We start from the raw sequence: 26,142 nt of genomic DNA on the forward strand, positions 1-26,142 counted from the left end.
TTGGGTTTCAAACAATGTCTATTAATTGCCTTCTGTTGAGCGTGTTCTGGAATATAACTACCAGCTGTACTTCCTCTACTTGGCGTGTTTCTTTTTAACTCTCTTGATACTGTACTTTTATTGACACCAATAATTATTGCTATTTGTGTAATAGTAATTCCTGTCTCTAATAATGCAGAGATTTGATACCTTTGTGACAAGGTCAATTGTTTATAATGTTTCATTCAAAACGAATATAAATATTGAGCCTAAAATAGATGGGGCTAGCCCCATCTATTTTAAATATTCGTGTTGCACTTATAACTTGAACTTAGATATTTATTAAAACTTCATCAAGTATATTTGGAGATTCTTTTAATAAAATTTATAAATTGAATTGGTGTCATAATCCTTAATAGTTACTTTTTCATAACCAATAAATGAAATAACTAAGTTAGAGCTAATATTTTCGCTTTTTTCTATCTCAAATTTACCTTGATAATTAGTAGAAGTTCCAATAGTGGTATTATCAAAGTAGACAGATGCACTTTCTATGGGTAAGTTGGTTTTTGCATCAAGTATGATACCAGAAATAGATTGTGCATGTATATGGATAGCACTTAAAATAAGAAAGAATTGTAGTATTTTAATCCTCTGTATTTCCATTAGAAAACTTTCGCTCCAACTCTGCTTGAAACTCCTCCATTACTGGTTTTACAGTACTTTCAGGTAAATCTGCAATTTTGATATACATCAAGCCGTCTACCGAGTTATTAAACAAAGGGTCCACATTAAAAGCTACAAGCCTTGCATTTTGCTTGATATATTTTTTTAAAAGTACAGGTAAACGCAATGCTCCTGGTTCAATCTCGTCTATGATTTTATCAAACTTATTTAAATCTGCTTCGGTTTCATCAAAAACAAAATCCTTATCGGCATCTTTAAGTTTAACTTTAAATTCTTTTTTAGGATGAACGTATTGCGCAACATAAGGATCGTAATAATGCGATTTCATAAATTCAATCATGAGAGATTTTGAAAAATTAGAAAACTGGTCACTAATGCTCACACCTCCTATTAAATACTTGTGTTCCGGATAACGCAATGTTGTGTGTACGATACCTTTCCAAAGTAAAAATAAAGGCATTGGTTTTTGTTGGTATTCTTTAATTATAAATGCGCGACCCATTTCTATAGATTCACTCATCATTTTATAAAGCTCTGGCTCAAACCTAAACAAATCTTGAAGATAAAAACCGTCAATACCATAGCGTTCAAAAATTTTAGAACCTAATCCCATTCTATAAGCTCCAACAATTTTTTTGGTGCTAGTATCCCATAAAAACATATGGTGGTAGTAGGTGTCAAAACTATCTAAATCAATAGCTTCGTTTGTTCCTTCTCCAATTTCTCTAAATGTAATTTCACGCAAACGACCAATTTCATGCAGTATGTTTGGGATGAGTTTCGCTTCGGTCAAATAGACCTCGTAATTTTTACTTTCAAGCAATCTAAAATCACCTTCTTTTAACGCGTCTACTTCGCTTGCCATTTTTTCTGCACTTACAGATCCTACGATTCGCTTAGGCGGTTTTGCTGGAGGCTTTAATGTATTAGATATATTGTTTAAAATTTTAGGTTTATCTTCAAAAGAATTTGATAAAATATAGGTTTTTCGTCTTATAAAATGTGAGAAATCAGATAATGATTTATGTTCTTTTTGGTCACTCACTGAAATAGCACGACCAATTCTAACCTTAATAACTCTATTTTTTTGAGTCAGTACTTCCGAAGGTAACTTTGCAGTTCTAAGGGTATCACTAACCTTAGAGAGCTTATAAAATAACCGACTGTTTTTAGCATGGAAATAAATAGGCACAATAGGAACTTCTGCTTTTTGAATCAATTTTATTGCAGCTTCTTCCCATGGTCTATCAACTACGAGTTTTCCATCTTTATAAGTAGAGACTTCTCCTGCAGGAAATATACCCAATGGATGACCATCTCTCAAATGTAAAATCGCATTTTTAAAACCCGTAATACTAGATTTTACATCCTTTCTGTCTTCAAATGGGTTAACAGGCATGATGTAAGGCTTTAAAGGCTCTATTCTATGCAATAAAAAATTGGCTATAATCTTGAAATCTTGACGTTGCTCAATCATAAGTTTGAGCAGTAGAATCCCGTCTATTCCTCCAAGAGGATGATTAGATACCGTAATATAAGCACCATCTTTTGGGAGACGTTTTAAATCTTCTTCAGGAATTTCAAATTTAATTTGAAAATCATCTAGTATGGCATCTAAAAATTCACCATCTCTTAAATGCTTATTGCGTTTGTAAAACCTGTTGATTGTAGATATTTTTAAGACCTTCATCAATAACCACCCAAAAAAAGTGCCTACAAAGCCATACTTGTCGGCATTAATCACTTTTGCGACCTCTTTTGCGGTAACTAATCCTTTATCTTGTTCTTTGGTCATATCTGATTAATAGTAACGGTAAAAATAGTGAATTCTTTATTGAGTTACTATTTGAATTGTCTCGTGTGTTAACTGTTTTAAAAGTAGTTCTTTATCTTTCTCTATGGAAGTAATAGCCTGCTCGTTATAATGTCTCACAGTATAAAGACTAACATTGTCATTAATTGTTACTTTAAATTTTGCTTTAAGATGCTGAAGCAAACGTTCTAAATTATCATATGTATTTTCAAAACATACTGAAAAACTTATCGCAGAATTCTGAATCACATCAACTTTCATTTTATAAAGGTGTAGTAATTTAAATATTTCACTGATATTTTCTTCGACGATATAACTAAAATCTAACGATGATAAAGAAATCAATACTTGATTCTTTTTCACAATGAAGCAGGGCACATTTGGTTCTATGCCTACACCTTTACCCACGCGTGTTCCTGCGTTTATAGGGTTTAAAAACGATTTCACAAACAAAGGAATTTCCTTTTGCTGTAAAGGTTGTAAGGTCTTAGGGTGAATGACTGAAGCGCCATAAAATGCCAATTCTATAGCCTCTCTGTAAGAAATAGTATTAAGTAGTTGTGCGTTTTCAAAATAACGTGGATCGGCATTTAAAATACCTGGTACATCTTTCCAAATAGTGACACTTTCAGCATTTAAACAATAAGCAAAAATAGCGGCTGTATAATCACTTCCTTCTCGTCCTAATGTGGTTGTGAAATTATTGGCATCGCTACCTAAAAATCCTTGAGTTATATTTAGAACCTTAGTATCTAAGTTGGTTTTTATATTGTTTTGTGTTTGTTCCCAATCCACATTAGACCTGCGATAATAATCATCGGTTTTAATAAATTCACGCACATCTAACCACTTGTTTTTTAAACCAACCTCATTAAGATAAGCACTTATAATGGTTGTCGATGTTAATTCCCCAAAACCAATGACTTGGTCATAAACAAAATTATAATCTGGAGATTTATTCCGAAGAAAAAATCCGTCTAAATCTCCAAAAATTGAAGATACTTTTTTAAATGCAGGATGTTGTACATTATTAAAAAGGTCTAATAAAATCTTATTATGGAACTGCTTAACCTCTTGAATTGAGCTTTGTAATTCAGATTTATTTTCAAAATAATTTTTTATAACCAACTCAAGTGCATTAGTTATTTTGCCCATAGCAGAGACAACGACTAATGTGTTTTCATAACCAACTTGCTGTAATACACGAGCTAGGTTTTTTACACCTTCAGCATTTTTAACTGAAGCTCCTCCAAATTTGAATACTTGCATGTTATATATTTGATATATAATTTTTTATGGCGTCTTCATTAAGATGAACAACATCCCAATCACGTTTGACATCTGCGCCTTTCTTTTCGTAAAAAATAATAGCAGGCTCGTTCCAGTCTATAACCTCCCAGCTTATGCGTTTAACGCCTAAATTGTGACCGTATTTTACAACCTCATCTAAAAGTGCAGTGCCTAACCCTGAACCTCTTTTATTTTGGCTCACAATCAAATCTTCTAAATGTAAAATAGATCCTTTCCAAGTAGAAAAACGATTGTAAACCAAAGCAATGCCTTCTATAATACCTTCACTTTCTGCAACAAAACAAACAAACTGTTTTGGATTTTCAAAGGCGCCTTGTTCTAAATCCTCTACAGTAACTTCTACAGCGTCAGGTTCTTTTTCAAAAACTGCTAATTCAACGATGAGTTCTAGTACTCTAGGCAAGTCTTTTTTTGTGGCTTCGCGAATGTAGAAAGGCATAATTTTTCTTTAGCCCAAATATAGCTTAAACTATAGTATTACAGGATACAATAATTACACGAAAACGTTGTAGTTGAACAAAAAAATAAGATATTTGCAAAAAACAACCATATTATATGTCTCGACAAAACCAAACGCTAGGTGAATTCATTATTGAAAATCAATCCTCTTTTAAATATACGTCTGGTGAGTTATCCCGACTTATAAATTCTATTCGTTTAGCGGCAAAAGTTGTTAATCACGAAGTTAATAAAGCAGGACTTGTAGATATAATTGGTGCTGCAGGAGACACAAATATTCAAGGCGAAGACCAACAAAAGTTAGATGTATATGCTAATGAAAAATTCATTCAAACGATGACTAAGCGGAACATTGTCTGCGGGATAGCGAGTGAAGAGGAAGACGATTTTATTGCGATTAACAGCCAAGATGAAAACAATCAAAATAAGTATATTGTTTTAATAGACCCTTTAGATGGTTCGTCAAATATTGATGTGAATGTCTCTGTTGGAACTATTTTTTCAATTTATAGGCGCGTGACTCCTGTTGGTACACCTGTAACTATAGATGATTTCCTTCAAAAAGGGAATCAACAAGTAGCTGCAGGATATATTGTTTACGGGACGTCAACTATGATTGTATATACAACGGGTTATGGCGTTAATGGGTTTACTCTAAATCCAGCTATTGGTACATTTTATTTATCGCATCCAAACATGCGCTTTCCAGACGATGGTAAGATTTACTCAGTAAACGAAGGGAATTATATTCACTTTCCGCAAGGGATAAAAAATTATATCAAATATTGCCAACAAGAGGAAGGTGATCGTCCATATACAAGCCGTTATATTGGGTCTTTAGTATCAGATTTTCATAGAAATATGATTAAAGGCGGTATCTATTTATATCCAAAAAGTTCAACGAATTCTAACGGGAAACTTCGTTTACTCTATGAGTGTAATCCCATGGCATTTATAGCAGAGCAAGCCCAGGGTAAGGCTAGTGACGGCTTTACGAGAATTATGGATATTGAACCTACAGAGCTCCATCAACGTGTCCCATTTATTTGCGGAAGCAAAAACATGGTAGAAAAAGCTGAGGAGTTTATGCGTGATGCAGCGGTTTAAATATTTTTTTTCCCTGCCTTCAGCTAGGTTTGGAAATTAGAGGTCTTACAAGGTTTTGGAGCGTTAAAATGATTTTAGTTTTACACGATATCCTGCTGGCGATGGTCCATGGCCTGTGTTTTTTGAATACTGCATTTAAAGAGTATATTGACAAATCAAATTATATTTCATAAAAAAAACAGCGACTATTCAAGTGGCTGTTTTTTTTATTTAATTTTTAAAATGTTCAATATATAAACAAGTTATTATTGATTCATGGTTTTAATTTCCTCCATAAATGTATCTAAATCTACACCATTACTCACCAAAGTTAAAGCTTTATCAACCACATATTTTACATTTTTCGAAGAAAAACCTAATCCAATAGCAATTTTACATAATACAATCTCTTCGTGGTCCCCTTTAATGTGATCTACATAAACCATACGTGCTAAATCATATAAACGCTCTAAACGGTTATCATAGGATGTTGGTGGATTAACAGGATGTGATTTGTAGTTTTTTAAGATTTCAGCATAATTATTTTCACCAATTTCTAAACGTCTCGCTGTACGGTCTAAAAACGCTTTTTCTTCTTCTGTAATAATTCCATCGTCCATGGCAACTTTAACTATAGAAGCAAAGTGGTCTTCGTTTCTTGTTTTGAATCCGCTATCAAATAAATCTGAAAATGACATAATTTTTTTTTAAAGTGGCACAAATATAGTTTTATTAATACATTTTTACAATGAACTTATCTTGACTTTTTGGATTTAATCAAAAATACAGTAAAATTTTGTCTACATGAGGTGCTTTACGAACGTAAGAGCACATCTATGCTTTAAAAAAAGCAACAAAAAAAGTGCGAATTCTAGCTATTGCTTCCAGCAGGTATAGAAGTTTTAAGAAATAGAAAAAGTCAAGATGAGTTCACTAGGAAGTAAGACAAAAAATTTATCTTTGCACAAAATAAAATGTTTTGAGTAAATCCATTCTCTCGCAAACGTATGTAAAGGCTTTGCAAATGCAAAATCTACGATTTGCTATTGCCAATTCCCAAAACAAAGTACATCTTAAAGGTCTTGTTGGGTCATCATTATCACTGGTTCTAAGCGAAAGTTTTAAATCTGCAGAGCTTCCATTTCTACTTATCTTCAATGATAAAGAAGAGGCTGCTTTTTACCTTAATGATTTAGAAGCGTTATTAAGCGATAAAGATGTGCTTTTTTATCCAGGAAGTTATAGAAGACCATATCAAATAGAACAAACCGATAATGTCAACGTTTTACTAAGAGCAGAGGTGTTAAACCGTATCAATTCACGTAAAAAACCATCAATAATCGTAACCTATCCGGATGCGCTTTTTGAAAAAGTAGTCACGCGTCGTGAGCTAGAAAGGAACACGTTAAAAATTGCAGTTGGTGATGAACTTTCATTAGATTTTGTTAACGAAGTGTTATTTGAGTACAAATTTAAGCGTGTAGATTTTGTAACTGAACCTGGAGAGTTTTCAGTTCGCGGTGGCATTGTAGATGTCTTTTCATTTTCAAATGATGAGCCTTATCGTATTGAGTTTTTTGGTGATGACGTAGATAGTATTAGAACTTTTGACGTAGAGACTCAATTATCGACAGAGCAGATTAAAAAAATAAGTGTTATCCCTAATGTTGCCAATAAGTTTTTGGACGAAAATAGGCAGAGTTTTTTGAAATATATCGCTCAAAAAACGGTGATATTCTCTAAAAATACAGACTTTTTCTTCTCTAGAATTGATGATTTCTTTGGAAAAGCAGAAGACACATTTAAAAACCTCTCTTTAGACATTAAACATGCATCACCAAAAGAACTCTTCTGTAACTCTGAAGAACTAAAACGTCAATTACTGGAGTTTAGTTTGGTTGAATTTGGGACGTCGGCGAATTTCAGTAAAAATAAATCAAATAGTTCTGTCACATCGAGCGAAGTCGATATGCACAACAAAGAGTTTCTCGACTCCGCTCCAAATGACAGTTACGTGATAGCATTCAATACAACTCCTCAACCGTCCTTTAATAAACAGTTCGATTTATTAATTGAAGATCTTAATTTGCATCACGATAGAGGATACACTAATTACATTGCATGCGCAAGTGAGCAACAAGCCAAGCGTTTTCGTGATATTTTTGATGATGTAGAACAAGATGTGAATTACCAAACTATTGTTTTATCCTTATATCAAGGATTTGTAGACCATAATCAAAAAATTACCTGCTATACAGATCATCAAATTTTTGAACGTTACCATAAATTCCATCTTAAAAATGGTTATGCTAAAAAGCAGGCTATTACTCTAAAGGAACTCACTAATCTTGACATTGGAGATTATGTTACGCATATTGATCATGGGATTGGAAAGTTTGGCGGACTCCAAAAAATTGATGTTGAAGGCAAAAAACAGGAAGCCATAAAATTAGTCTATGGAGAGCGTGATGTGTTGTATTTGAGTATTCATTCACTACATAAAATCACTAAATTTAATGGTAAGGATGGGAAACCACCAAAAATTTATAAACTAGGGAGTAAAGCCTGGAAAACTCTTAAGCAAAAAACAAAATCTAGAGTTAAAGAAATTGCTTTTAATTTAATTCAAGTTTATGCTAAACGTAAATTAGAAAAGGGCTATCAATATAAACCAGATAGTTACTTGCAGCATGAATTAGAAGCCTCATTTATCTATGAAGATACTCCAGATCAAATCACGTCTACTGCAGACATAAAAGCAGATATGGAAAGCGAGCGTCCAATGGATCGTCTCGTATGTGGAGATGTAGGTTTTGGTAAGACAGAAGTTGCTATTCGAGCGGCTTTTAAAGCTGTAGATAATGGGAAGCAGGTGGCTGTTTTAGTGCCAACTACTATTTTGGCCTATCAACATCATAAAACGTTTACTGAACGTCTCAAGGATTTCCCAGTAACTGTAGATTACTTAAACCGCTTTAGAACGGCAAAAGAAAAACGAGAAACTCTCGAAAAATTAGAAAAAGGTCACGTAGATATTATCATTGGAACTCATCAATTGGTTAACAAAAATGTCAAATTTAATGACCTTGGGCTGCTTATCGTTGATGAAGAACAAAAGTTTGGCGTAGCAGTAAAAGAGAAACTAAAAACACTTAAAGATAATGTGGATGTGTTGACATTGACTGCAACACCAATTCCAAGAACCTTGCAGTTTAGTTTGATGGCAGCACGTGATCTATCTGTGATTACAACGCCACCTCCAAATCGATATCCTATTGATAGTCATGTGATTAGGTTTGGGGAAGAAATTATTAGAGATGCTGTGAGCTATGAAATTGAGCGAGGCGGACAAATATTCTTTATCCATAATCGCATTGAGAATATAAAAGAGGTTGCTGGTATGATTCAGCGATTAGTACCTGACTCTAAAATTGGGATTGGTCATGGACAATTAGATGGTAAAAAATTAGAAACGCTAATGCTCGCTTTTATGAATGGTGAGTTTGATGTACTTGTAAGTACTACCATTGTAGAAAGTGGATTGGACGTGCCAAATGCGAATACGATTTTTATTAACAATGCAAATAACTTTGGATTGAGTGATTTGCATCAAATGCGTGGACGTGTCGGTAGAAGTAATAAAAAAGCGTTCTGCTATTTTATTACACCTGATTATTCTGCTATGACTGATGATGCAAGAAAGCGTATTACAGCATTAGAACAATTTACTGAATTAGGTAGCGGATTTAATATCGCTATGAAAGATCTCGAAATTAGAGGTGCTGGTGATTTATTAGGAGGTGAACAAAGTGGATTTATCAACGAGATTGGATTTGATACGTATCAAAAAATTCTTAATGAAGCTATCGAAGAGCTCAAAGACAACGAATTTAAAGACCTCTATCAAGATGATGGGAAAGAAAAAGAGTACGTCAAGGACATCACTATTGATACTGATTTTGAATTGCTCTTTCCAGATGACTACGTCAATAATATTAAAGAACGCTTAAATCTGTACACCAAACTCAATACATTCAAAACCGAAGAAGAGCTTCAGAAATTTGAATCTGAAATTATAGATCGTTTTGGAGAATTACCAATCCAAGTGGTTGATTTGTTAAATAGTGTACGTGTTAAATGGATTGCTGCAAAAATAGGGTTAGAGAAAATCATTATGAAGAAAGGGCGTTTTGTAGGCTATTTCATAAATGATCAAAACAGTGCGTTTTATCAAAGTCCTAATTTTACAAAGGTGCTTAAATATGTGCAAACGCATCCTGGGCAATGTAAAATGAAGGAAAAGCAAACGAGGAACGGTTTGCGTTTACTCTTAACATTTGAACAAATTAGGTCTGTCAAACAAGTGCTGAGTAAATTAGAGGGCATATGAAAGATGCACATCTAAAGCATGTGTTATGGTTAACATTAGCCACAATATGTATTAGTACTTCTGGAGCTTTAGGTAAATATATAGACATGCCAACACCAGTTATTATTTGGTGGAGATCTGCTTTTGCAGCTTTGTTTTTGTTCATGTATTGCAAGTTTAAAGGGGTTTCATTGAAGATTAATACAGGTCAGGATAAATTTACGTTCTTTTTATCTGCACTTTTTTTAGGTGCACATTGGATTACTTATTTCTATGCGTTAAAGTTGTCTAGTGTTGCCATTGGCATGTTGTCTCTTTTTACGTTTCCAATAATCACAGCTATTTTGGAACCTTTGTTTTCTAAAGTGAAATTTGATCCTATTCATATTGTTCTCGGAGTTTTAGTATTGGTGGGAATTTATTTTTTAGCACCAGATTTCGATTTAGAAAGTTCTCAGCTTAAAGGCGTTTTGTTTGGATTGTTTTCGGCAATCTGTTATGCTATTAGAACATTGATGTTAAAACAGCATGTTTTAGTATATAATGGCAGTATGCTTATGTTTTATCAGGTTTTAATTTTAGCGGTAGTCCTTTTACCAGCGCTACCAATTCTTGGAACCTCTGAGATTAAAACTCAATTTCCATATGTGATCGTACTTGCATTATTAACGACTGCTATTGGTCATACGATGTTTATTCACAGTCTTAAATACTTTAAAGTAAGTACAGCTAGTATCATAAGTAGCACCCAACCAATTTTTGGAATTATTATAGCGTTTTTATTCTTAAATGAAATCCCAACATGGAATACATTTGTTGGTGGGTCACTTATCATTTCTACGGTAGTTATTGAAAGCATAAGATCAAAAAGTAAATTAAGTACCAAATGAACTTTAAAATAACCCGTATAATTCAAATTATTCATGACTCATTTTAATATTCATTTGGTATCATAGATAAAATTCAGATATTTGAAAACCTATCCTGGAATGTTTTCGACACCTTGTAGGTTTTAAATCTGATATAACCCTTCACCTTGATGAAGATGAAAATAAAATTTTGATGAAAAAAATATTGTTTTTACTTGCCTTAATTCCATCATTTATTGTTGCTCAACATAGCATAGGTGGTACGTTCACTCCTGTAGAAGAGTACTCTTACGCATTTTTATATCAAGCGACTCCAACAGGTTCAAATTATATAGATAGAGCACAATTGGACGAAGATGGAAGTTTTAGCATTCCTTTTGATTCTAAGTCCACACCTGGGATTTATAAGATTGTGTATGCGCTTCCATCAGAAGATAATAACTTCGATTTTATTTATAATGGTAAAGAATCGGTTGTATTCTCGTTTAGTGTAGACCATGGCTTAGAGTTTAAAGATAGTAATGAGAATAAATTGTGGGCCTCTTATATTAAAAGTATGGAAATGGTGAACAGAACCATAAGTAGCTTTTATACTCAAGAGAGTGTCGATAAGAAAGGGTATTTAGAAATTGTCAAAACATTGAGCGACACTCAAATTGCTTATGAGGAGTCTTCAAAAGGGACAGTGTCTTCGGTGTTTATTAAAGCTAATTCACCTTACGTGCCAAAGGGTTTTGAAGATTTGTCAACCTATTCAAAAAATTTAAAATACACGTATTTAGATCATGTTGATTTTGGTAGTCCATTATTACAGAGCTCAGATTTTTTGGTGGATCGTGTTATGGCTTATATCTTCGGAATGTCTGCAAATACTAGTAATGAGGTCTATAAAACCGATGTTGATGGATTAATGACAAGAATTGGTGACGGAAACCCAGAGATAAAAATCTTTTTATTCGAAATGATTTGGAGACGTTTTAAAGAGATGGAGAATCCAGAACTTGCTAATTACGTTACAGATAAATACCTATTAAAATTGACAGAACTCACCAAATATGATGCTCTAAAAGAACAAATACTTATTTATAAAAATAATACAGTTGGTAATACAGCGTCAAATTTTGACTTGTCATATACAAAAGATGGAGAAGTACTTACTTCTACCTTGTATGATCTTAACATTACAGATCAATACTTAGTGATTTTTTGGAGCAGCACCTGTGGACATTGCCTTGAAGAGTTACCTAAGGTGAAACAAATTGTAGAAGAGAAAAAAGAGCTTACAGTTATAGCTATAGGTTTAGAGGATGATGCTGAGAACTGGCAAAAAATGATAGCCAACTATCAAAATTTTATTCATGTTTTAGGATTAGGCAAATGGGAGAACCCAACCTCTGGTGCTTATGGTATAGAATCAACACCTTCCTTTTTCTTATTAGATAAAGACAAGACTATAATTGCAAAACCTTATGATGCTGAAGCTTTAAAAGTAATTTTAAAGTAAGGCATAGACGTTGTTTGAAGCCAGCACATTTCCGAAGTAAACAAATAAAAATCAGACCTTCTAAAATTAGAAAGCCTCGACATATGTCAAGGCTTTCACGCTATTAATCAAACCTCTTATGAAAAGGTCATCTTAAATTTAAGATTCTAGTGATGCTTCATTTTTAGCAACAAGTTCTTTATCACTAAACTTTGTTCGCACCCACATTTTTAGTTTCATGGATAAAAAGAATAAAATAGGAACCACAATCAAGGTTAAGAAGGTCGCTATAAATAATCCATAAATTACGGTCCAAGCTAGAGGCCCCCAAAATATTACATTATCTCCACCCATATAAACATTGGCATCAAAATCTGCAAATAGTGTAAAGAAATTAATGTTAAGTCCAATAGCTAAAGGAATTAATCCTAAAATAGTGGTAATCGCAGTTAATAAAACAGGACGTAAACGTGCTTTTCCAGCTTTGACGATGCTTTCAAAAAGATCTTCATCACTTAGATAATCCTCTTTTTCCAAATTTAAATCATTCTTTTTTCTATCAATTAGTAGTTGTGCATAATCTAAAAGAACCACTCCATTGTTAACGACAATACCTGCGAGGGAAATAATCCCAACCATGGTCATCATAATAACAAACGCACTTCCAGAAATAACGATACCTCCAAAGACACCAATAAAACTTAAAAAAATAGCAATCATGATAATGGTTGGTTTCGAAACCGAATTAAACTGAAATATTAAAATAAAGAAAATCAATCCTAAACCTGTAAAAAAGGCACCTATTAAAAAGGCCATTTGTTTGTTTTGCTCTTCAATTTGTCCCGTATAATCGATATGAATATCCTCAGGTAATCCTTCGTAACTTTTCATTTCATTTTGAACTTGAGTCACAATCGCGCCAGCATCGGTAAAACCAGGAGCTAAAGCAGAATATACGGTTACGACACGCTTGGTTTCTTTATGTTTAATAGCACTAAAACCAGAGTTGTTTTTTTGCTTAGCAACCGTAGACAGAGGGACTTCCTTAATTTGTCCTGTATTATCACGAAACGTAATGTTTTGATTAAATAAGGCGCTGGTATTGTATCTATTCGCTTCATTAAAACGCACATAAATATCATAATCATCACCATCTTCTTTGTAAATACCCGCTTTAGATCCAAAGATAGAATTACGTAATTGCTGTCCAACTTGAGAGGCTGTAATACCTAGCTCTCCAGCTTTTTCCCGATCAACTTCAACTTGCATTGTTGGCTTGCCTTTATTGACATCTATCTTAAGTTCGGCAATACCAGCAATATTTTTAGAATTGATAAATTCACGCATTTTCTCTGCAGTAGCTATCAACGCATTGTAATCTTTTCCTTCAATTTCAATATTAATTGGCGATCCCGCAGGTGGACCTTTAACATCTTTTTCTACGGAAATAAGCACACCCGGGTATATGCCTACCATGGCTTCTTGAACTTTTTGTCTCAAAGCTTCACTATCTTCGCCACGTCTGTACTTATATTCACGCATAGACGCTGTGATTTTTGATTTGTGAGGCATTTCGGCAGCAGAACCACCATCGGTTTGCGGGTTTCCAGCACCCTCACCAACTTGTGATACAGCACTTTCTACTAAGAAATTTCTATCACCATCCATATATTGATCTTGGTTGATGATGTCGTATACACGCTTTTCAATTTTTTTAGTAATAGCGTTTGTTTTTTCGATGGCAGTCCCTTCAGGATATTCTATGTAAACAATAATCTGGTTAGGATTATTATCTGGGAAGAACTCAACTTTTGTTCGTTTCGTATCTAGAGAAATTCCGAAGGCAACAAAAGAAGCAATCAGTAATAAAAACGTACCAATGCTAAATATATAGGGACGGTTTTTAGAAAGAGCTCTTCTCAATTGACGTTCGTACCAATTTTCTAATTTTACTAAGGTGCTGTTTTGAAAATTATTTGCCCATTTTCTAATAAAGAAGCGATAAGCCCAAAGCATAATCGCAGTGAAAATCATAACGGTTCCTAATCCGCGATATGCTCCTCCAAAAATTAGAACAAGTACACCTATGGAAGCCACAATAATAGTGGTTTTAATGATTTGCTTTAAAGGCATATCTTTATCCTCAATGGTCATAAATCGAGAAACTAAAACCGAATTGAAAAATATAGCAACTACCAACGAAGACCCTAATACAATGGATAAAGTGATTGGTAAAATCTTCATAAATTCTCCCATAATCCCTGGCCAAAGTCCCAAAGGCATAAAGGCAGCAACCGTTGTTGCTGTAGATATAATAATAGGGAATGCAATTTCTCCAATACCTTTTTTGGCAGCTTCAATCCTGCTCAAACCTTCATCTTCCATTAATCGGTAAACATTTTCAACAACTACAATACCGTTATCTACAAGCATTCCTAGCCCCATAATTAAACCAAAAAGGACCATAGTATTGAGACTGTAACCTAGGAGGTTTAAAATCATGAGAGACATAAACATTGACATTGGTATAGCAAAACCAACAAATAGGGCGTTTTTAAATCCTAAAAAGAACATCAAAACAGTGACAACCAAGATGACACCAAAGATGATGTTGTTGACCAAATCGTCAACTTGACCAATGGTTTTTTCAGATTGGTCATTAGTGATCGTCACCTCTAGGTCTGCGGGAAATTCATTGGCAATGGCCTTTTCAACAATGATTTGAATTTGCTCAGCAGCATCCACCATATTTTTACCTGCACGTTTTTTAACATCAAGCATCACCACGGGTTTACCAGACTTTCTTGCAAAAGTGGTATGATCTTCTTCTTTAAATGATACGCTTGCAATATCTTTTAGGTAGATGGCATTACCGTTTTCAGCTTTTACGACGAAATTTTCTAATTCTTGAGGATTTTCTATTTCTCCTAATATCCTAATGGTGCGTCGTTGTCCGCTAGTTTTTAAATTACCAGCAGACATCGTTACATTACCGCCATTTATTGCGCCAATAATATCATTGAATGTGACTTTTGAAGACATCATTTTATAGATATCTACAGCAACTTCAACTTCTTTTTCTTGGGCACCTCTAATGTCTGCTTTCTTTATTTCCTGTAGATCTTCAATTTCATCTTGGAGGTATTCTGCATATTCTTTTAATTTACCAACAGGATAATCTCCAGAGATATTAATATTTAATATCGGAATTTCTTCGGAAAGGCTCAGTTCAAAAACATTGGGTTCTACTTTGGCACCATTAAACGTCGGCCAATCTTCACTTGCCGTTTCACTGTCTACCTCGTCCTTTACTTTTTGTTTGGCTTGCTCAACTGTAATATTCTCATCAAACTCTACAATAATCATAGAGTAATCTTCTTGGGATGTTGAGCTGATCTCAACTTTATTACTCACGATATTGAGTTTGTCTTCAAGAGGGTCTGTGACTAGTTTTTCAATGTCTTCTGCAGTGTTTCCAGGATAAATTGTACTTACGTAAATTTTGGTTTCGTTCACCTCAGGGAAATCTTCTCTCGGCATTTCAAAAAAGGCAGAAATACCCAAATAGAAAAATACAGCAATCAAAACATACATAGTTGTTTTGTTGTCAATGGCCCACGATGATAAGCCAAACTCTTTGTCTATGTTTTTTTTCTTTTTACTTTTCATTAACTTTGGTGTCTTCATAATTAATTACCTCAACAGATTGGTCGTCTCTCACACTTCGAGCACCTTCCTTGATGATTTCTGCACCATCCTTCAATCCTTTGAGAACTTCAATAATATCGCCTTGTGTTCTGCCTGTTTCTATAATCATGCGTTTTGCTGTACCAATACCATTGGAGTTTTTATCTATTATAATATAAACATATTGTTCGCCTTCTGCATTTTCTGAAATAACATTCTGTGGAATTAGAAGCGCATTTTCATTGGTGTAATCGTTTATTTTTAGTCGTGCAGTTAAATTTGGTTTAATAGTTTTATCTTTGTTTGGCACCTCAATTTCCGCTTTAAATGTGCGATTGGCAGGATTTATAAAGTCACTGGTTTGACGTACTTTAGCATTGATCGTTTTTCCTAATACAGGAAGATCAACGGATACACTTTTACCTTTAACAACGTTAGAAACATAACGCTCTGGCACTTCGGTCTCAATGTACATGTCATCTAGATTTACAATACGCATTAGTTGAGTTTGACCAGCAGCAACGACACTTCCCTGTTCTGTAATTACATCGTCAATAGTGCCGGTAAAAGGCGCTCTAACAGTTGTTTTAGAAATTTGCTGGTTCATTTGATTGACCGCTTCCTTTTGTGATTCATAAGTTGATTGAGCTTGTAAAAATTGAATTTCACTACCAATCTTTTGATCCCATAGTCTTCTTTGACGTTCAAATGTGGTTTTGGCTAATTCTGCTTGAATTTTAAATTGTGCTAACTGTTGACTCAATCCGCCGTCATCAATTTTAGCTAAAATTTGCCCTTTAGTTACATTTTGGCCATCTTTGACGTATACATTGGTTAAAATTCCATTATACTCTGGAGTGATCGTTAATAAGTTTTTTGTAGTGACATTCCCTTGTAGTTCTAAAACATGTTTAAAGACTGTAGGATTGGCCTTAAATGTTGTGATTAACGGGACATTTTTTGTGGTATCTAGAGTTTTTATTTTTTTATCTAAAAGTTTGATTTGATCATTAAGTGCTTGTTGTGAGTTCACAAGTTCACCACGTTTTTTTCTAATGGTTTCAATATTTTCGCTTTTTAAAGCTCTTTCTACTGAGTTTTTTTTATTTCCAGAACAGGAAACAAGAATAACTGCTATTAATAGGATATGATAGATATATTTCATGTAATCTTATTTTTATTTGTCGATTGGTGTGTTTAGGACGGTTTCAAGTTCTGCTTTAGAATTCACCACATCAAGCATGGCCTGCAATAACTCCTGTTGTGCAGTATATAATTGAGTTTGTGCCTGTCTCAATTCAAAACTAGAACCTATTCCTTCAAAAAATTTAGTTTGATTTTTGTTTTCAATACGCTCTGCAAGTGCTAAGTTTTCTTTCTTATTTTCATAATCTTCAATGGCGAATTGATAATTGCTTTTTGCCGAAGCTATTTGAAGTTTAATTCTTTGTTCGGTCTCTATTAAATCTATTTTTGATTTCTCAAAGTTTATTTTAGCGCGTTGCGTAGCGGCACTTCTCATTCCAGAACTAAAAATCGGAATATTTAAATTGATCCCAATTAGTGAAGATCCAAACCAATCTTGACTACTGTTTGTAAACGTAAATTGGTCACTAAAGGCCGAATAACCTCCATTAATAAAGGCCTCTAAAGTTGGTAATGCCTTGCTTTTTTCAAGTTTCATCATTAAGCCTTTAGCCTCTGTGTCATTTTGTGCAATTTGATAATCGACATTGTTTTGAGGATTCCCTTCTATATCTAATAGACTGAGGGACATATTATTTTGTGCTAATGTTTCTAGAGTATCAGTTAGTAGCAATGGATTATAAACATCTAAGCCTAAAGTGATATTTAGCATCTGATAAGCTAACGTTTTTAACCTACTTGTATTATTAAGCATACTTTGTACACTAGATAAGGTGATTTGGAGTTGCTCAACACTTTCTTCCTCTCCCAAACCATTTTCATAAATTGTGGTAGTTTCGTAAAGGTTTTTTTCTAATACAGCTATGTTTTTTTCTAGTATGATGACACTTTCTTCTGCTAGAAGCACATTTCCGTAGGCGTCAATAACGGCTTTCCGGACTTCTAGATCGGTTTTAGTTTTTGCGTTTTTAGAAATCTCTAAAAACACTTTTGCAGATTGGAGACCAACTAAATAAGAACCATCAAATATTTTTTGATTTAATGTAGCAAAGGCATTAACACTTTGTTGAGTTCCAAAAATAACTTCTGCAAAATCTCCAGGATTACCTCCAAAAAATTCGGCAGGGATCACTTGAACTTGTTGCTTTAAAAAGTTTTGGTAATCAACTTTAGCGCTAATTTGTGGTAAGCCAGAAGCCGTGGTTTCCCACTTTTGTTGTTTTGCAGCCTCTATATCACGTGTTGCATTTTGTGCCTGTCTATTATTCTCTAGAGCATAATCTATAGCTTCTTGCAAACTAAAACTCGATGTTTGCTGTTCTTGAGTAAAGCTAAAACTAAAACTTAAGAGTAATAGTATTAATGAAATTTGTCGCATTTTTAAGATTGATTTTTAATAAAATTATTTAGTATGGTCATCCCTTGGTCAGATACGATAGCGCGCAAATGATATTCTAAGTAACTTTCCATCAAGTATTCCATTTTATAGTTTTCTGGAGGAAAAAACATATTATCTTTAATCCCAGTCATACCTGTAAAGTACATGCGCGAAATAAAATCAACATCAATGGTGTTTCTGAAAACACCAGTTGATACACCATGTTCTAAACTTTCTTGAACAGATTGGTGCATTTTTTCAAACTGTTTAAATTGTAATACACCATATATTTGAGGATAATATTTCTTTAATTGATAATGAGGTGAAGACGTTTCATTTTTTAGGTGATGCATCACAAACATTTTTATGGAATACAGCTCTTCAATAGGATTCGCTGCTTTTTCGCAAATATCATCAATACCAGAGCAGATCGTGTCAAAAAGGTTAAACGTTACCGCTTCTACTAATTTTGTCTTATTAGGAAAATGAACATATATTGTTTTTTTAGAGATAGCCATTTCACTAGCAATATCATCCATGGTGACGCTTTTAAACCCAAGGCTCAAAAATAATTCTGCCGATTTATCTATAATTTTTTTTCTCATAATGAAGTGCAAAAGTACAACAGGAAACTTTAAAAACAAAAATAGTTTCCAAAGTTTTAATGATTTTTTAACATTGCGTTAAAGTGTTGCGGTAGGTTTATTCATTTACATTATTTTTGTACAATGCAACACATTTCATCATATCGAAAGGCATTTGTAGATTATTTGAATGCCTATATAGAACTTAAAGAACCACTAAATCTTTACGAGCCTATTAATTATATTTTACAACTTGGCGGTAAGCGCTTAAGACCTGTCTTAACGCTTATGACTGCAGAGATTTTTGCTTGTGATTATAAAAAAGCGTTAGATGCAGCACTTAGTGTTGAGGTGTTTCATAATTTCTCATTGGTTCATGACGATATTATGGACGATGCACCTTTGCGACGAGGTCAAATAACAGTTCATGAAAAATGGGATATCAATACTGGAATTTTATCTGGTGATGCAATGCTCATTATGGCCTATCAATTATTTGAAAATTATGAGCCTAAGCAATTTTTGGACTTAGCTAAGTTATTTAGCAAAACAGCTTTAGAGGTTTGTGAAGGCCAACAATATGATGTTGATTTTGAGACTCGTGATGATGTGACGATTCCTGAGTATTTAAAAATGATAGAATATAAAACGGCAGTTTTAGTTGGAGCTGCTATGAAAATGGGAGCGATTGTAGCCAACGCGTCGCAAGATTGTCAAGATTCTATTTATAACTTCGGAAAGCATTTAGGAATTGCTTTTCAACTTCAAGATGATTATTTAGATGCTTTCGGGGACCCACAGACTTTTGGTAAACAAGTAGGAGGTGATATTATTGAGAACAAAAAGACCTATTTGTATTTAAAAGCTTTAGAGTTTTCTAACGATGAAGATACATTGCAGCTCGAACGTTTATATAGTGTCAACCCTAATGATCCTAGTGATAAAATTGATACCGTGAAGCAGCTATTTGTAGCTAGCGGTTCGGCAGAAGCCACAAAAAAAGAAATTGAAAATTACACTAAAAAAGCATTTTCGGTCTTGGACTCACTTAAAATTTCAGAAGAAAATAAAAACGAACTGAAAACTTTTGGGAATGATTTAATGAATAGAAATACGTAATGCAAGTACCTGCAAATTTTGAAGAGTTAATCTCGAAAACCGAAGAATTAAAGCTCTATTCAAAGCTGATAATTCAGGTTAATAAAGACTTCTTACTAGCCAATATTGATCTCGCTTTTGATGAGGCTATTTTGCCTTCAAGTTTAAAATACTTACTTCACGAAGTTGTTTTTAAATTGATACAAGAGAAATTTGCGGAGTACTTAAACCTACTTTATATCGTGGATGTTTCCGAAGAAAAAATTAAAAAATTAGATGGTAGTGATACGTTGAAGTTGTCTGAGCAGGTTGCTTTTTTGATTTTACAGCGCGAGTGGCAAAAGGTTTGGTACAGGAATAAATATTCATAAGAAGACACAAATATACACTCCTCTATAGGTGTGAAACTAGTTCCAAAATCTCAAGATAACGGGGTCTAAAAACAGTCTTATTTAGCTGGTCTAAATTAGAAAAACACGGTTATAAAAGGGGAAATAGGATTTGCATAAACACTTTTGTTTTCATTATACAAGACATCATAGCGTAAGCCAAAAACAATATTGTTTGTTCTATACCCTAATCCAATAAAAAGTGCTGGCACCCAATAGCTTAGATCTTGAAATGCACTATCACTAAATTTTTGATTTACGTTTGAATATTCAAATTCAACTGATGCTTGAAGTTCATATATCGGGTTAAAGATACTTATTACGCTTGCTCCTAAAACTGTGGAGTCATATGAATTTTTTAGTTTGTTATACGTCCCGTTGACTCTCATTCCTAACCCAAAATCTTCATTAAACTGATATATTGCACCAGGAGCGAGTGTGCCACTAAAGAAGCCATCACCAAAACTTAAGCCAATAGCGCCATTAAATCTCACATGTTTCCAAAATTCATTTTCAGGAGCATCGTCTTGTGAAAATGATTGAAAGGGGCTTGCGGCACAAAGACTTAATATTAGCAGGTATTTAAACTTTAAATGCTTGCAAATTTTCATAATTCTAAATTTGAGTTAAAAAAGGTCCATAAATATACCAAAAACACATCTATTTTTAGTAAATGTTGTATTTTTGAATAAACTTTGTTGAAGCGAAAACGACAGCACCCATTTTATGGATAAATATTCTTTTTTAAACGCAGCACATACGGCATATTTTGCTGATTTATACGACCAATACTTAAAAAATCCCGATTCTGTTGAACCAAGTTGGAGAGCCTTTTTTCAAGGTTACGACTTTGGAAGCGAAAGCTATGGCATGGATGGAGACACTGTAGAAAGTGTTTCTGAACACAAGACGGAGTATGTGCAAAAGGAATTTCAAGTTGTTAAACTAATTGACGGCTATAGAAATCGTGGTCATTTGTTTACCAAAACTAATCCAGTTAGAGATCGTAGAAAATATGAACCAACTCTTGATTTGGTCCATTTTGGTTTATCAGATTCAGATTTAGATGAGACTTTCAGTGCTGGTGAAATTCTAGGGATTGGTAAACAATCACTCAGAGAAATCATTAGGCATTTAAATAGTATTTATTGTGATTCTATTGGTGTTGAATACATGTATATTAGAAAACCTGAAGAAATTCAGTGGATTCAAAATAAGCTTAATGTCAATGATTTTCAGCCTAATTTCTCTTCAGAAGAAAAAAAACATATTCTAAAAAAATTAAACGAAGCAGTCTCTTTTGAGAGCTTTCTTCATACTAAATACGTAGGTCAAAAACGGTTCTCTTTAGAAGGTAACGAGTCGTTGATTCCTGCTTTAGATTCTTTAATTGAAAATGCGGCACAGCATGGTGTTAAAGAATTTGTCATGGGAATGGCGCATCGTGGACGTTTGAGTACGTTGACAAATATATTCGGAAAAAGCGCAAAAGACATATTTAGTGAGTTTGATGGAAAAGATTACGAGCAAGAAGTTTTTGATGGAGATGTAAAATATCACTTAGGTTGGACAAGTAATCGCAACACTGAAGGTGGACATAAAATTAATTTAAGTATTGCTCCAAATCCGTCACACTTAGAAACCGTAGGTGCTGTTGTTGAGGGGATTGTAAGAGCGAAACAGGATGATAAATATCCAGAAAATCCTTCACAAGTATTACCCATAATAGTTCATGGTGATGCCGCAATTGCAGGTCAGGGAATTGTTTATGAAGTTGTGCAAATGGCACAATTAGATGGATACAAAACAAATGGGACAATTCATATTGTAGTGAATAATCAAATTGGTTTTACCACAAATTATTTAGACGCTAGATCAAGTACGTACTGTACAGATGTTGGTAAAGTAACATTGTCACCAGTGCTTCATGTTAATGCAGATGATGCAGAAGCTGTGGTGCATGCGATGTTGTTTGCATTGCATTTTAGAATGAAATTTAAGCGCGATGTATTTATTGATTTGTTAGGGTATAGGAAATATGGCCATAATGAAGGCGATGAGCCTCGCTTTACACAACCAAAATTATATAAAGCTATTGCTAAGCATAATAACCCTAGAGATATTTATGCTGAAAAGTTAATATCAGAGGGCATTATTGACGGTGATTATGTCTCTCAATTAGAGAAACAATACAAAGATAAACTCGAAGAAAACCTTGAGGATTCTCGTAAAACAGATAAAACAATTATCACACCATTTATGGAAGATGAATGGGTAGAGTATCATAATGTGATTGAAGATAAAATGCTTCAAACTATTGATACAACCTATTCAAAGGAGGGATTAGCTAAGATCACAAAAGTGATTTCAAATTTACCAAAGGATAAAAAATTCATTCGTAAAATTGAACGTTTAGTGCAGTCGCGTCAAAAAATGTTTGATGAAGACAAATTGGATTGGGCAATGGCAGAGCACCTTGCTTACGGTACATTGTTAGAAGAAGGTTATGATGTTAGGTTTTCTGGTCAGGATGTGGAGCGTGGAACATTTTCACATAGACATGCCGTAGTAAAAGTTGAAGATAGTGAAGAAGAGATTTTGTTACTTAATGAATTAAGTGATCAACAAGGGAAGTTCTTTATTTATAATTCTTTGCTTTCAGAATATGGTGTAGTTGGTTTTGATTATGGTTATGCTATGGCAAGTCCAAAGACGTTAGTGATTTGGGAGGCACAATTTGGAGATTTTAGTAATGGAGCTCAGGTCATGTTAGACCAATATATTTCGGCAGCAGAAGATAAATGGAAACTTCAAAACGGATTGGTAATGTTATTACCTCATGGTTACGAAGGTCAAGGTGCAGAGCACTCATCTGGTAGAATGGAGCGTTATTTACAACTATGTGCAAAAGATAATATGTTTGTGATGGATTGTACAACGCCTGCCAATATGTATCATTTGCTACGTAAGCAGATGAAGGCACAATTTAGAAAGCCATTAATCGTCTTTACTCCTAAAAGTTTATTACGCCATCCACTAGTCGTGTCATCTGTAGATGAATTTGCTAACGGAAGCTTCCAAATGGTCATTGATGACATTACAGTAAAAGTAGATAAGGTCAAAACTTTAGTATTTGTTACTGGTAAATTTTATTATGACTTATTAGAACAACGCCAACAACTAGAAAGAGATGATGTTGCTTTGGTGCGAGTAGAACAATTATTCCCTGTACCAGAAAAGCAAATAAAAGAAGCTATTGCTAAATATAAAAACGCAGATGATCATGTTTGGGCTCAAGAAGAACCAAGAAATATGGGAGCGTATAGTCACATGCTAATGAATTTAGATGCAGCTAAAACGTTTAGAGCAGCAACACGAAGACCTTATGGGGCACCTGCAGCAGGAAGTAGTGTGCGCTTTAAAAAACGTCATCAAGAAGTTATTGATTTTGTATTTGATAAATCAAAAAATAACCAACGATAAATAAAAGAAGATTACCTTCCTTTAAAGGAAGATTTTATAAGAAATATAAACGGATACAAACGCTTAAAAATAAAATTTCAGAACGATGATTTTAGAAATGAAAGTTCCTTCACCAGGAGAATCAATCACAGAAGTAGAAATTGCAGAATGGTTAGTTGCCGATGGTGATTATGTTGAAAAAGATCAGGCCATTGCAGAAGTTGATAGTGATAAAGCTACATTAGAGTTGCCTGCAGAAGCAAGCGGAACAATCACACTCAAAGCTGAAGAAGGCGATGCTGTTGAGGTTGGAGCTGTAATATGTTTGATTGACACTAGTGCAGAAAAACCAGGAAGTGGAAATGCTAAGCCAGCTAAAGAAGAGAAAGTTTCGACAGACTCAGCTAAAAAAGAAGAAGCTCCAAAAAAGGACGTATCAAAACCTACTGTAACTGAAACTAAAACGTATGCTACAGGTACAGCTAGTCCTGCAGCTAAGAAAATTTTAGATGAAAAAGGAATGGATGCAGCATCTGTTTCTGGAACAGGAAAAGATGGTCGTATTACTAAAGATGATGCTGTAAATGCAAAACCTTCTATGGGAACTCCAACTGGCGCAAACCGCGGAAGTTCACACAGTAAAATGTCAATGTTACGTCGTAAGGTTGCAGAGCGTCTAGTAGAAGCTAAAAATACGACTGCAATGTTAACGACGTTTAACGAGGTTGACATGTCTCCAATTTTTGAACTGCGCAAACAGTATAAGGAAGACTTTAAAGCGAAGCATGGTGTGAGCCTTGGCTTTATGAGTTTCTTTACTTTGGCAGTTGTGAGAGCGCTAAAGATGTATCCAGCTGTGAACTCAATGATTGATGGCAAAGAAATGTTAACTTATGATTTTGTAGATATTTCTATAGCCGTTTCAGGTCCTAAAGGATTAATGGTACCAGTAATGAGAAACGTAGAAAACTTAAGCTTTAGAGGAGTAGAATCTGAAGTAAAACGTTTAGCTATCAGAGCTCGTGACGGACAAATAACCGTTGATGAAATGACAGGTGGAACATTTACGATTTCTAATGGTGGTGTGTTTGGAAGTATGTTATCAACACCAATTATCAATCCACCTCAAAGTGGGATTTTAGGAATGCACAATATTGTTGAGCGTCCCGTAGCCATTAATGGTCATGTAGAAATTAGACCAATTATGTACGTTGCTTTATCTTATGATCATAGAATCATTGATGGTAAAGAATCTGTAGGTTTCTTAGTTGCTGTTAAAGAAGCTTTAGAAAATCCAATAGAATTATTAATGGATAACGATGTGAAGAGAGCATTAGAAATGTAATTGTTTCTTCTTTTCTACGGAAATATTAAAACTCAAAAAGCGCAATCTATAATTTAGATTGCGCTTTTTGGTTGTTTGAGTTTTGATTATTTAACTAAAATTTGATGTGTCTCAATAACTTCATCTAGATAAATCTTGAGGACATAAACGCCAGGATTTAATCTTGAGACATCAAATTGAGCACCATTATGTTGCATCTCAATTTTAAATTTAGATCTACCAAGTACATCTAATAATTCTCCAGTTACTTTAATATCTGTTTTGATTTGTTCTTTTGTATCTTGAATGAAATCAATATTAACAATACCTTTTGATGGGTTTGGATAGACTTTATAACTGTTACTCATTCTAGAAATAACAGGTGGTCCAGACTCTTCTATAGTGAAGTTAATATCAAAAGGTAAGAAGCCACAACTATTAGTAACTCTTGCTTGTGCTATATAATTTCCAGGAGGTGTATCTTCGTCTGCACTTACTACAGCAGAAATACCATTTCCTTGATTTTGAATTGAAAAATACTGTGAGGCATTTGGAATACTATAACTAAAAACTGTCTAATTAATATGAGTCCAAGCATTAATATTTTGAGTACTTACAGAAAACACGATAGCATCTGTTGAGCCTGGATCAAGGCTGCCGCCGCCATTTCCTGTTAGTACAGAACCACTTGTACTAGGACGACCAAAATGTATTGTTTTATTTACAGGTATATTATTACCGCAACGGTCTGAGTCTATCATTGCGTTTAAAGTAACAAAACCACTATAGCCATTTGCAATAGTTGTCTCAATAATTGTAGCAGCAGTATTCAGTTCGTTAATTGTTCTAGCGTTGGCAGGAACAAGAATCCAGTCAACTGACGTTGCAGCATTACTAACTGAGTATATACCACTAGTACAAAGTGTGCTTGATCCAGAAATGGCGTCACCATCATCACAAACAAATGAGCAATCATCTGCCACAGCATTATTACCCTTTAATTCTGCTGCAAACCAAT

Annotated in this window: 21 protein-coding genes; 8 read left to right on the forward strand and 13 right to left on the reverse strand. The window is 34.1% G+C overall.

All coding sequences use genetic code 11. The features are described from left to right. The 5 genes from H593_RS18585 to H593_RS0106085 all read right to left on the reverse strand — a co-directional run. Window positions 1–224, reverse strand: a 224-nt coding sequence (locus H593_RS18585) for a helix-turn-helix domain-containing protein (RefSeq protein WP_037051635.1), incomplete at its 3' end; no start/stop codon positions are given. 130 nt (window positions 225–354) lie between these two features. Beyond that, window positions 355–645: a carboxypeptidase-like regulatory domain-containing protein gene (locus tag H593_RS0106070; RefSeq protein WP_028871625.1), complete on the reverse strand. Its 291-nt coding sequence runs from the start codon at window positions 643–645 to the stop codon at window positions 355–357. Continuing rightward, window positions 626–2,461, reverse strand: a complete 1,836-nt coding sequence (locus tag H593_RS0106075; RefSeq protein WP_028871626.1) for a GNAT family N-acyltransferase — start codon at window positions 2,459–2,461, stop codon at window positions 626–628. The genes H593_RS0106070 and H593_RS0106075 overlap by 20 nt, the downstream gene beginning before the upstream one ends. A gap of 36 nt (window positions 2,462–2,497) precedes the next feature. Further along, window positions 2,498–3,748: an aspartate kinase gene (locus tag H593_RS0106080; RefSeq protein ID WP_028871627.1), complete on the reverse strand. Its 1,251-nt coding sequence runs from the start codon at window positions 3,746–3,748 to the stop codon at window positions 2,498–2,500. A gap of 1 nt (window position 3,749) precedes the next feature. Continuing rightward, a complete protein-coding gene (locus tag H593_RS0106085; RefSeq protein ID WP_028871628.1) occupies window positions 3,750–4,229 on the reverse strand; it encodes a GNAT family N-acetyltransferase in 480 nt (159 codons plus the stop codon). 116 nt (window positions 4,230–4,345) lie between these two features. On the opposite strand from H593_RS0106085, the gene fbp reads away from it, so the two are divergent. Then, the gene (gene fbp / locus H593_RS0106090; RefSeq protein WP_028871629.1) at window positions 4,346–5,356 is read left to right on the forward strand and encodes a class 1 fructose-bisphosphatase; all 1,011 of its coding nucleotides are present in this window, start codon (window positions 4,346–4,348) and stop codon (window positions 5,354–5,356) included. A 245-nt stretch (window positions 5,357–5,601) separates the two neighbouring features. On the opposite strand, the gene H593_RS0106095 is transcribed toward fbp, so the two are convergent. Then, a complete protein-coding gene (locus tag H593_RS0106095; protein WP_028871630.1) occupies window positions 5,602–6,033 on the reverse strand; it encodes a tellurite resistance TerB family protein in 432 nt (143 codons plus the stop codon). A 281-nt stretch (window positions 6,034–6,314) separates the two neighbouring features. Here H593_RS0106095 and mfd point away from each other — a divergent pair, with 281 nt between their 5' ends. From mfd to H593_RS0106110, 3 genes are all read left to right on the forward strand, one after another. Continuing rightward, entirely contained in the window at window positions 6,315–9,725 is a 3,411-nt protein-coding gene (gene mfd, locus H593_RS0106100) for a transcription-repair coupling factor (protein ID WP_028871631.1), read from the forward strand. After that, window positions 9,722–10,594: a DMT family transporter gene (locus H593_RS0106105; protein WP_028871632.1), complete on the forward strand. Its 873-nt coding sequence runs from the start codon at window positions 9,722–9,724 to the stop codon at window positions 10,592–10,594. Before mfd ends, H593_RS0106105 begins: the two co-directional genes overlap by 4 nt. Before the next feature lie 172 nt (window positions 10,595–10,766). Continuing rightward, window positions 10,767–12,077, forward strand: a complete 1,311-nt coding sequence (locus H593_RS0106110) for a TlpA family protein disulfide reductase (RefSeq protein ID WP_028871633.1) — start codon at window positions 10,767–10,769, stop codon at window positions 12,075–12,077. A gap of 138 nt (window positions 12,078–12,215) precedes the next feature. Here H593_RS0106110 and H593_RS0106115 read toward each other — a convergent pair whose 3' ends face one another. Genes H593_RS0106115 through H593_RS0106130 form a run of 4 tightly spaced genes read right to left on the reverse strand, consistent with a single transcriptional unit; the run spans window position 12,216 to window position 18,872 of the window. Then, the gene (locus tag H593_RS0106115; RefSeq protein ID WP_245585018.1) at window positions 12,216–15,743 is read right to left on the reverse strand and encodes an efflux RND transporter permease subunit; all 3,528 of its coding nucleotides are present in this window, start codon (window positions 15,741–15,743) and stop codon (window positions 12,216–12,218) included. Then, window positions 15,715–16,908, reverse strand: a complete 1,194-nt coding sequence (locus tag H593_RS0106120; RefSeq protein WP_028871635.1) for an efflux RND transporter periplasmic adaptor subunit — start codon at window positions 16,906–16,908, stop codon at window positions 15,715–15,717. The genes H593_RS0106115 and H593_RS0106120 overlap by 29 nt, the downstream gene beginning before the upstream one ends. Before the next feature lie 12 nt (window positions 16,909–16,920). After that, window positions 16,921–18,267 (reverse strand): TolC family protein, encoded by a 1,347-nt coding sequence (locus tag H593_RS0106125; protein WP_028871636.1) that lies wholly within the window; start codon window positions 18,265–18,267, stop codon window positions 16,921–16,923. 2 nt (window positions 18,268–18,269) lie between these two features. Next, entirely contained in the window at window positions 18,270–18,872 is a 603-nt protein-coding gene (locus H593_RS0106130; RefSeq protein WP_028871637.1) for a TetR/AcrR family transcriptional regulator, read from the reverse strand. 123 nt (window positions 18,873–18,995) lie between these two features. Between H593_RS0106130 and H593_RS0106135 the strand changes: the two genes are divergently transcribed. After that, window positions 18,996–19,970, forward strand: a complete 975-nt coding sequence (locus tag H593_RS0106135; protein ID WP_028871638.1) for a polyprenyl synthetase family protein — start codon at window positions 18,996–18,998, stop codon at window positions 19,968–19,970. Continuing rightward, window positions 19,970–20,320, forward strand: a complete 351-nt coding sequence (locus tag H593_RS0106140) for a hypothetical protein (RefSeq protein ID WP_028871639.1) — start codon at window positions 19,970–19,972, stop codon at window positions 20,318–20,320. Before H593_RS0106135 ends, H593_RS0106140 begins: the two co-directional genes overlap by 1 nt. A 95-nt stretch (window positions 20,321–20,415) precedes the next feature. Here the strand turns inward: H593_RS0106140 and H593_RS0106145 are convergent, their stop codons facing one another. Further along, window positions 20,416–20,949, reverse strand: a complete 534-nt coding sequence (locus H593_RS0106145; RefSeq protein ID WP_028871640.1) for a hypothetical protein — start codon at window positions 20,947–20,949, stop codon at window positions 20,416–20,418. A 115-nt stretch (window positions 20,950–21,064) separates the two neighbouring features. Between H593_RS0106145 and H593_RS0106150 the strand changes: the two genes are divergently transcribed. Further along, the gene (locus tag H593_RS0106150) at window positions 21,065–23,821 is read left to right on the forward strand and encodes a 2-oxoglutarate dehydrogenase E1 component (protein ID WP_028871641.1); all 2,757 of its coding nucleotides are present in this window, start codon (window positions 21,065–21,067) and stop codon (window positions 23,819–23,821) included. A gap of 85 nt (window positions 23,822–23,906) precedes the next feature. Further along, on the forward strand, window positions 23,907–25,145 hold the full coding sequence (gene odhB, locus H593_RS0106155; protein ID WP_028871642.1) for a 2-oxoglutarate dehydrogenase complex dihydrolipoyllysine-residue succinyltransferase: 1,239 nt from the start codon (window positions 23,907–23,909) through the stop codon (window positions 25,143–25,145). Window positions 25,146–25,231: 86 nt separating this feature from the next. Here odhB and H593_RS0106160 read toward each other — a convergent pair whose 3' ends face one another. Continuing rightward, complete coding sequence (locus H593_RS0106160) at window positions 25,232–25,492, reverse strand: T9SS type A sorting domain-containing protein (RefSeq protein WP_028871643.1); 261 nt, start codon at window positions 25,490–25,492, stop codon at window positions 25,232–25,234. A 207-nt stretch (window positions 25,493–25,699) separates the two neighbouring features. After that, entirely contained in the window at window positions 25,700–26,107 is a 408-nt protein-coding gene (locus tag H593_RS0106165) for a hypothetical protein (RefSeq protein WP_028871644.1), read from the reverse strand. Window positions 26,108–26,142: the final 35 nt, after the last annotated feature.

The sequence above is a fragment of the Psychroserpens burtonensis DSM 12212 genome (genome assembly GCF_000425305.1).
GTDB lineage: Bacteria > Bacteroidota > Bacteroidia > Flavobacteriales > Flavobacteriaceae > Psychroserpens > Psychroserpens burtonensis.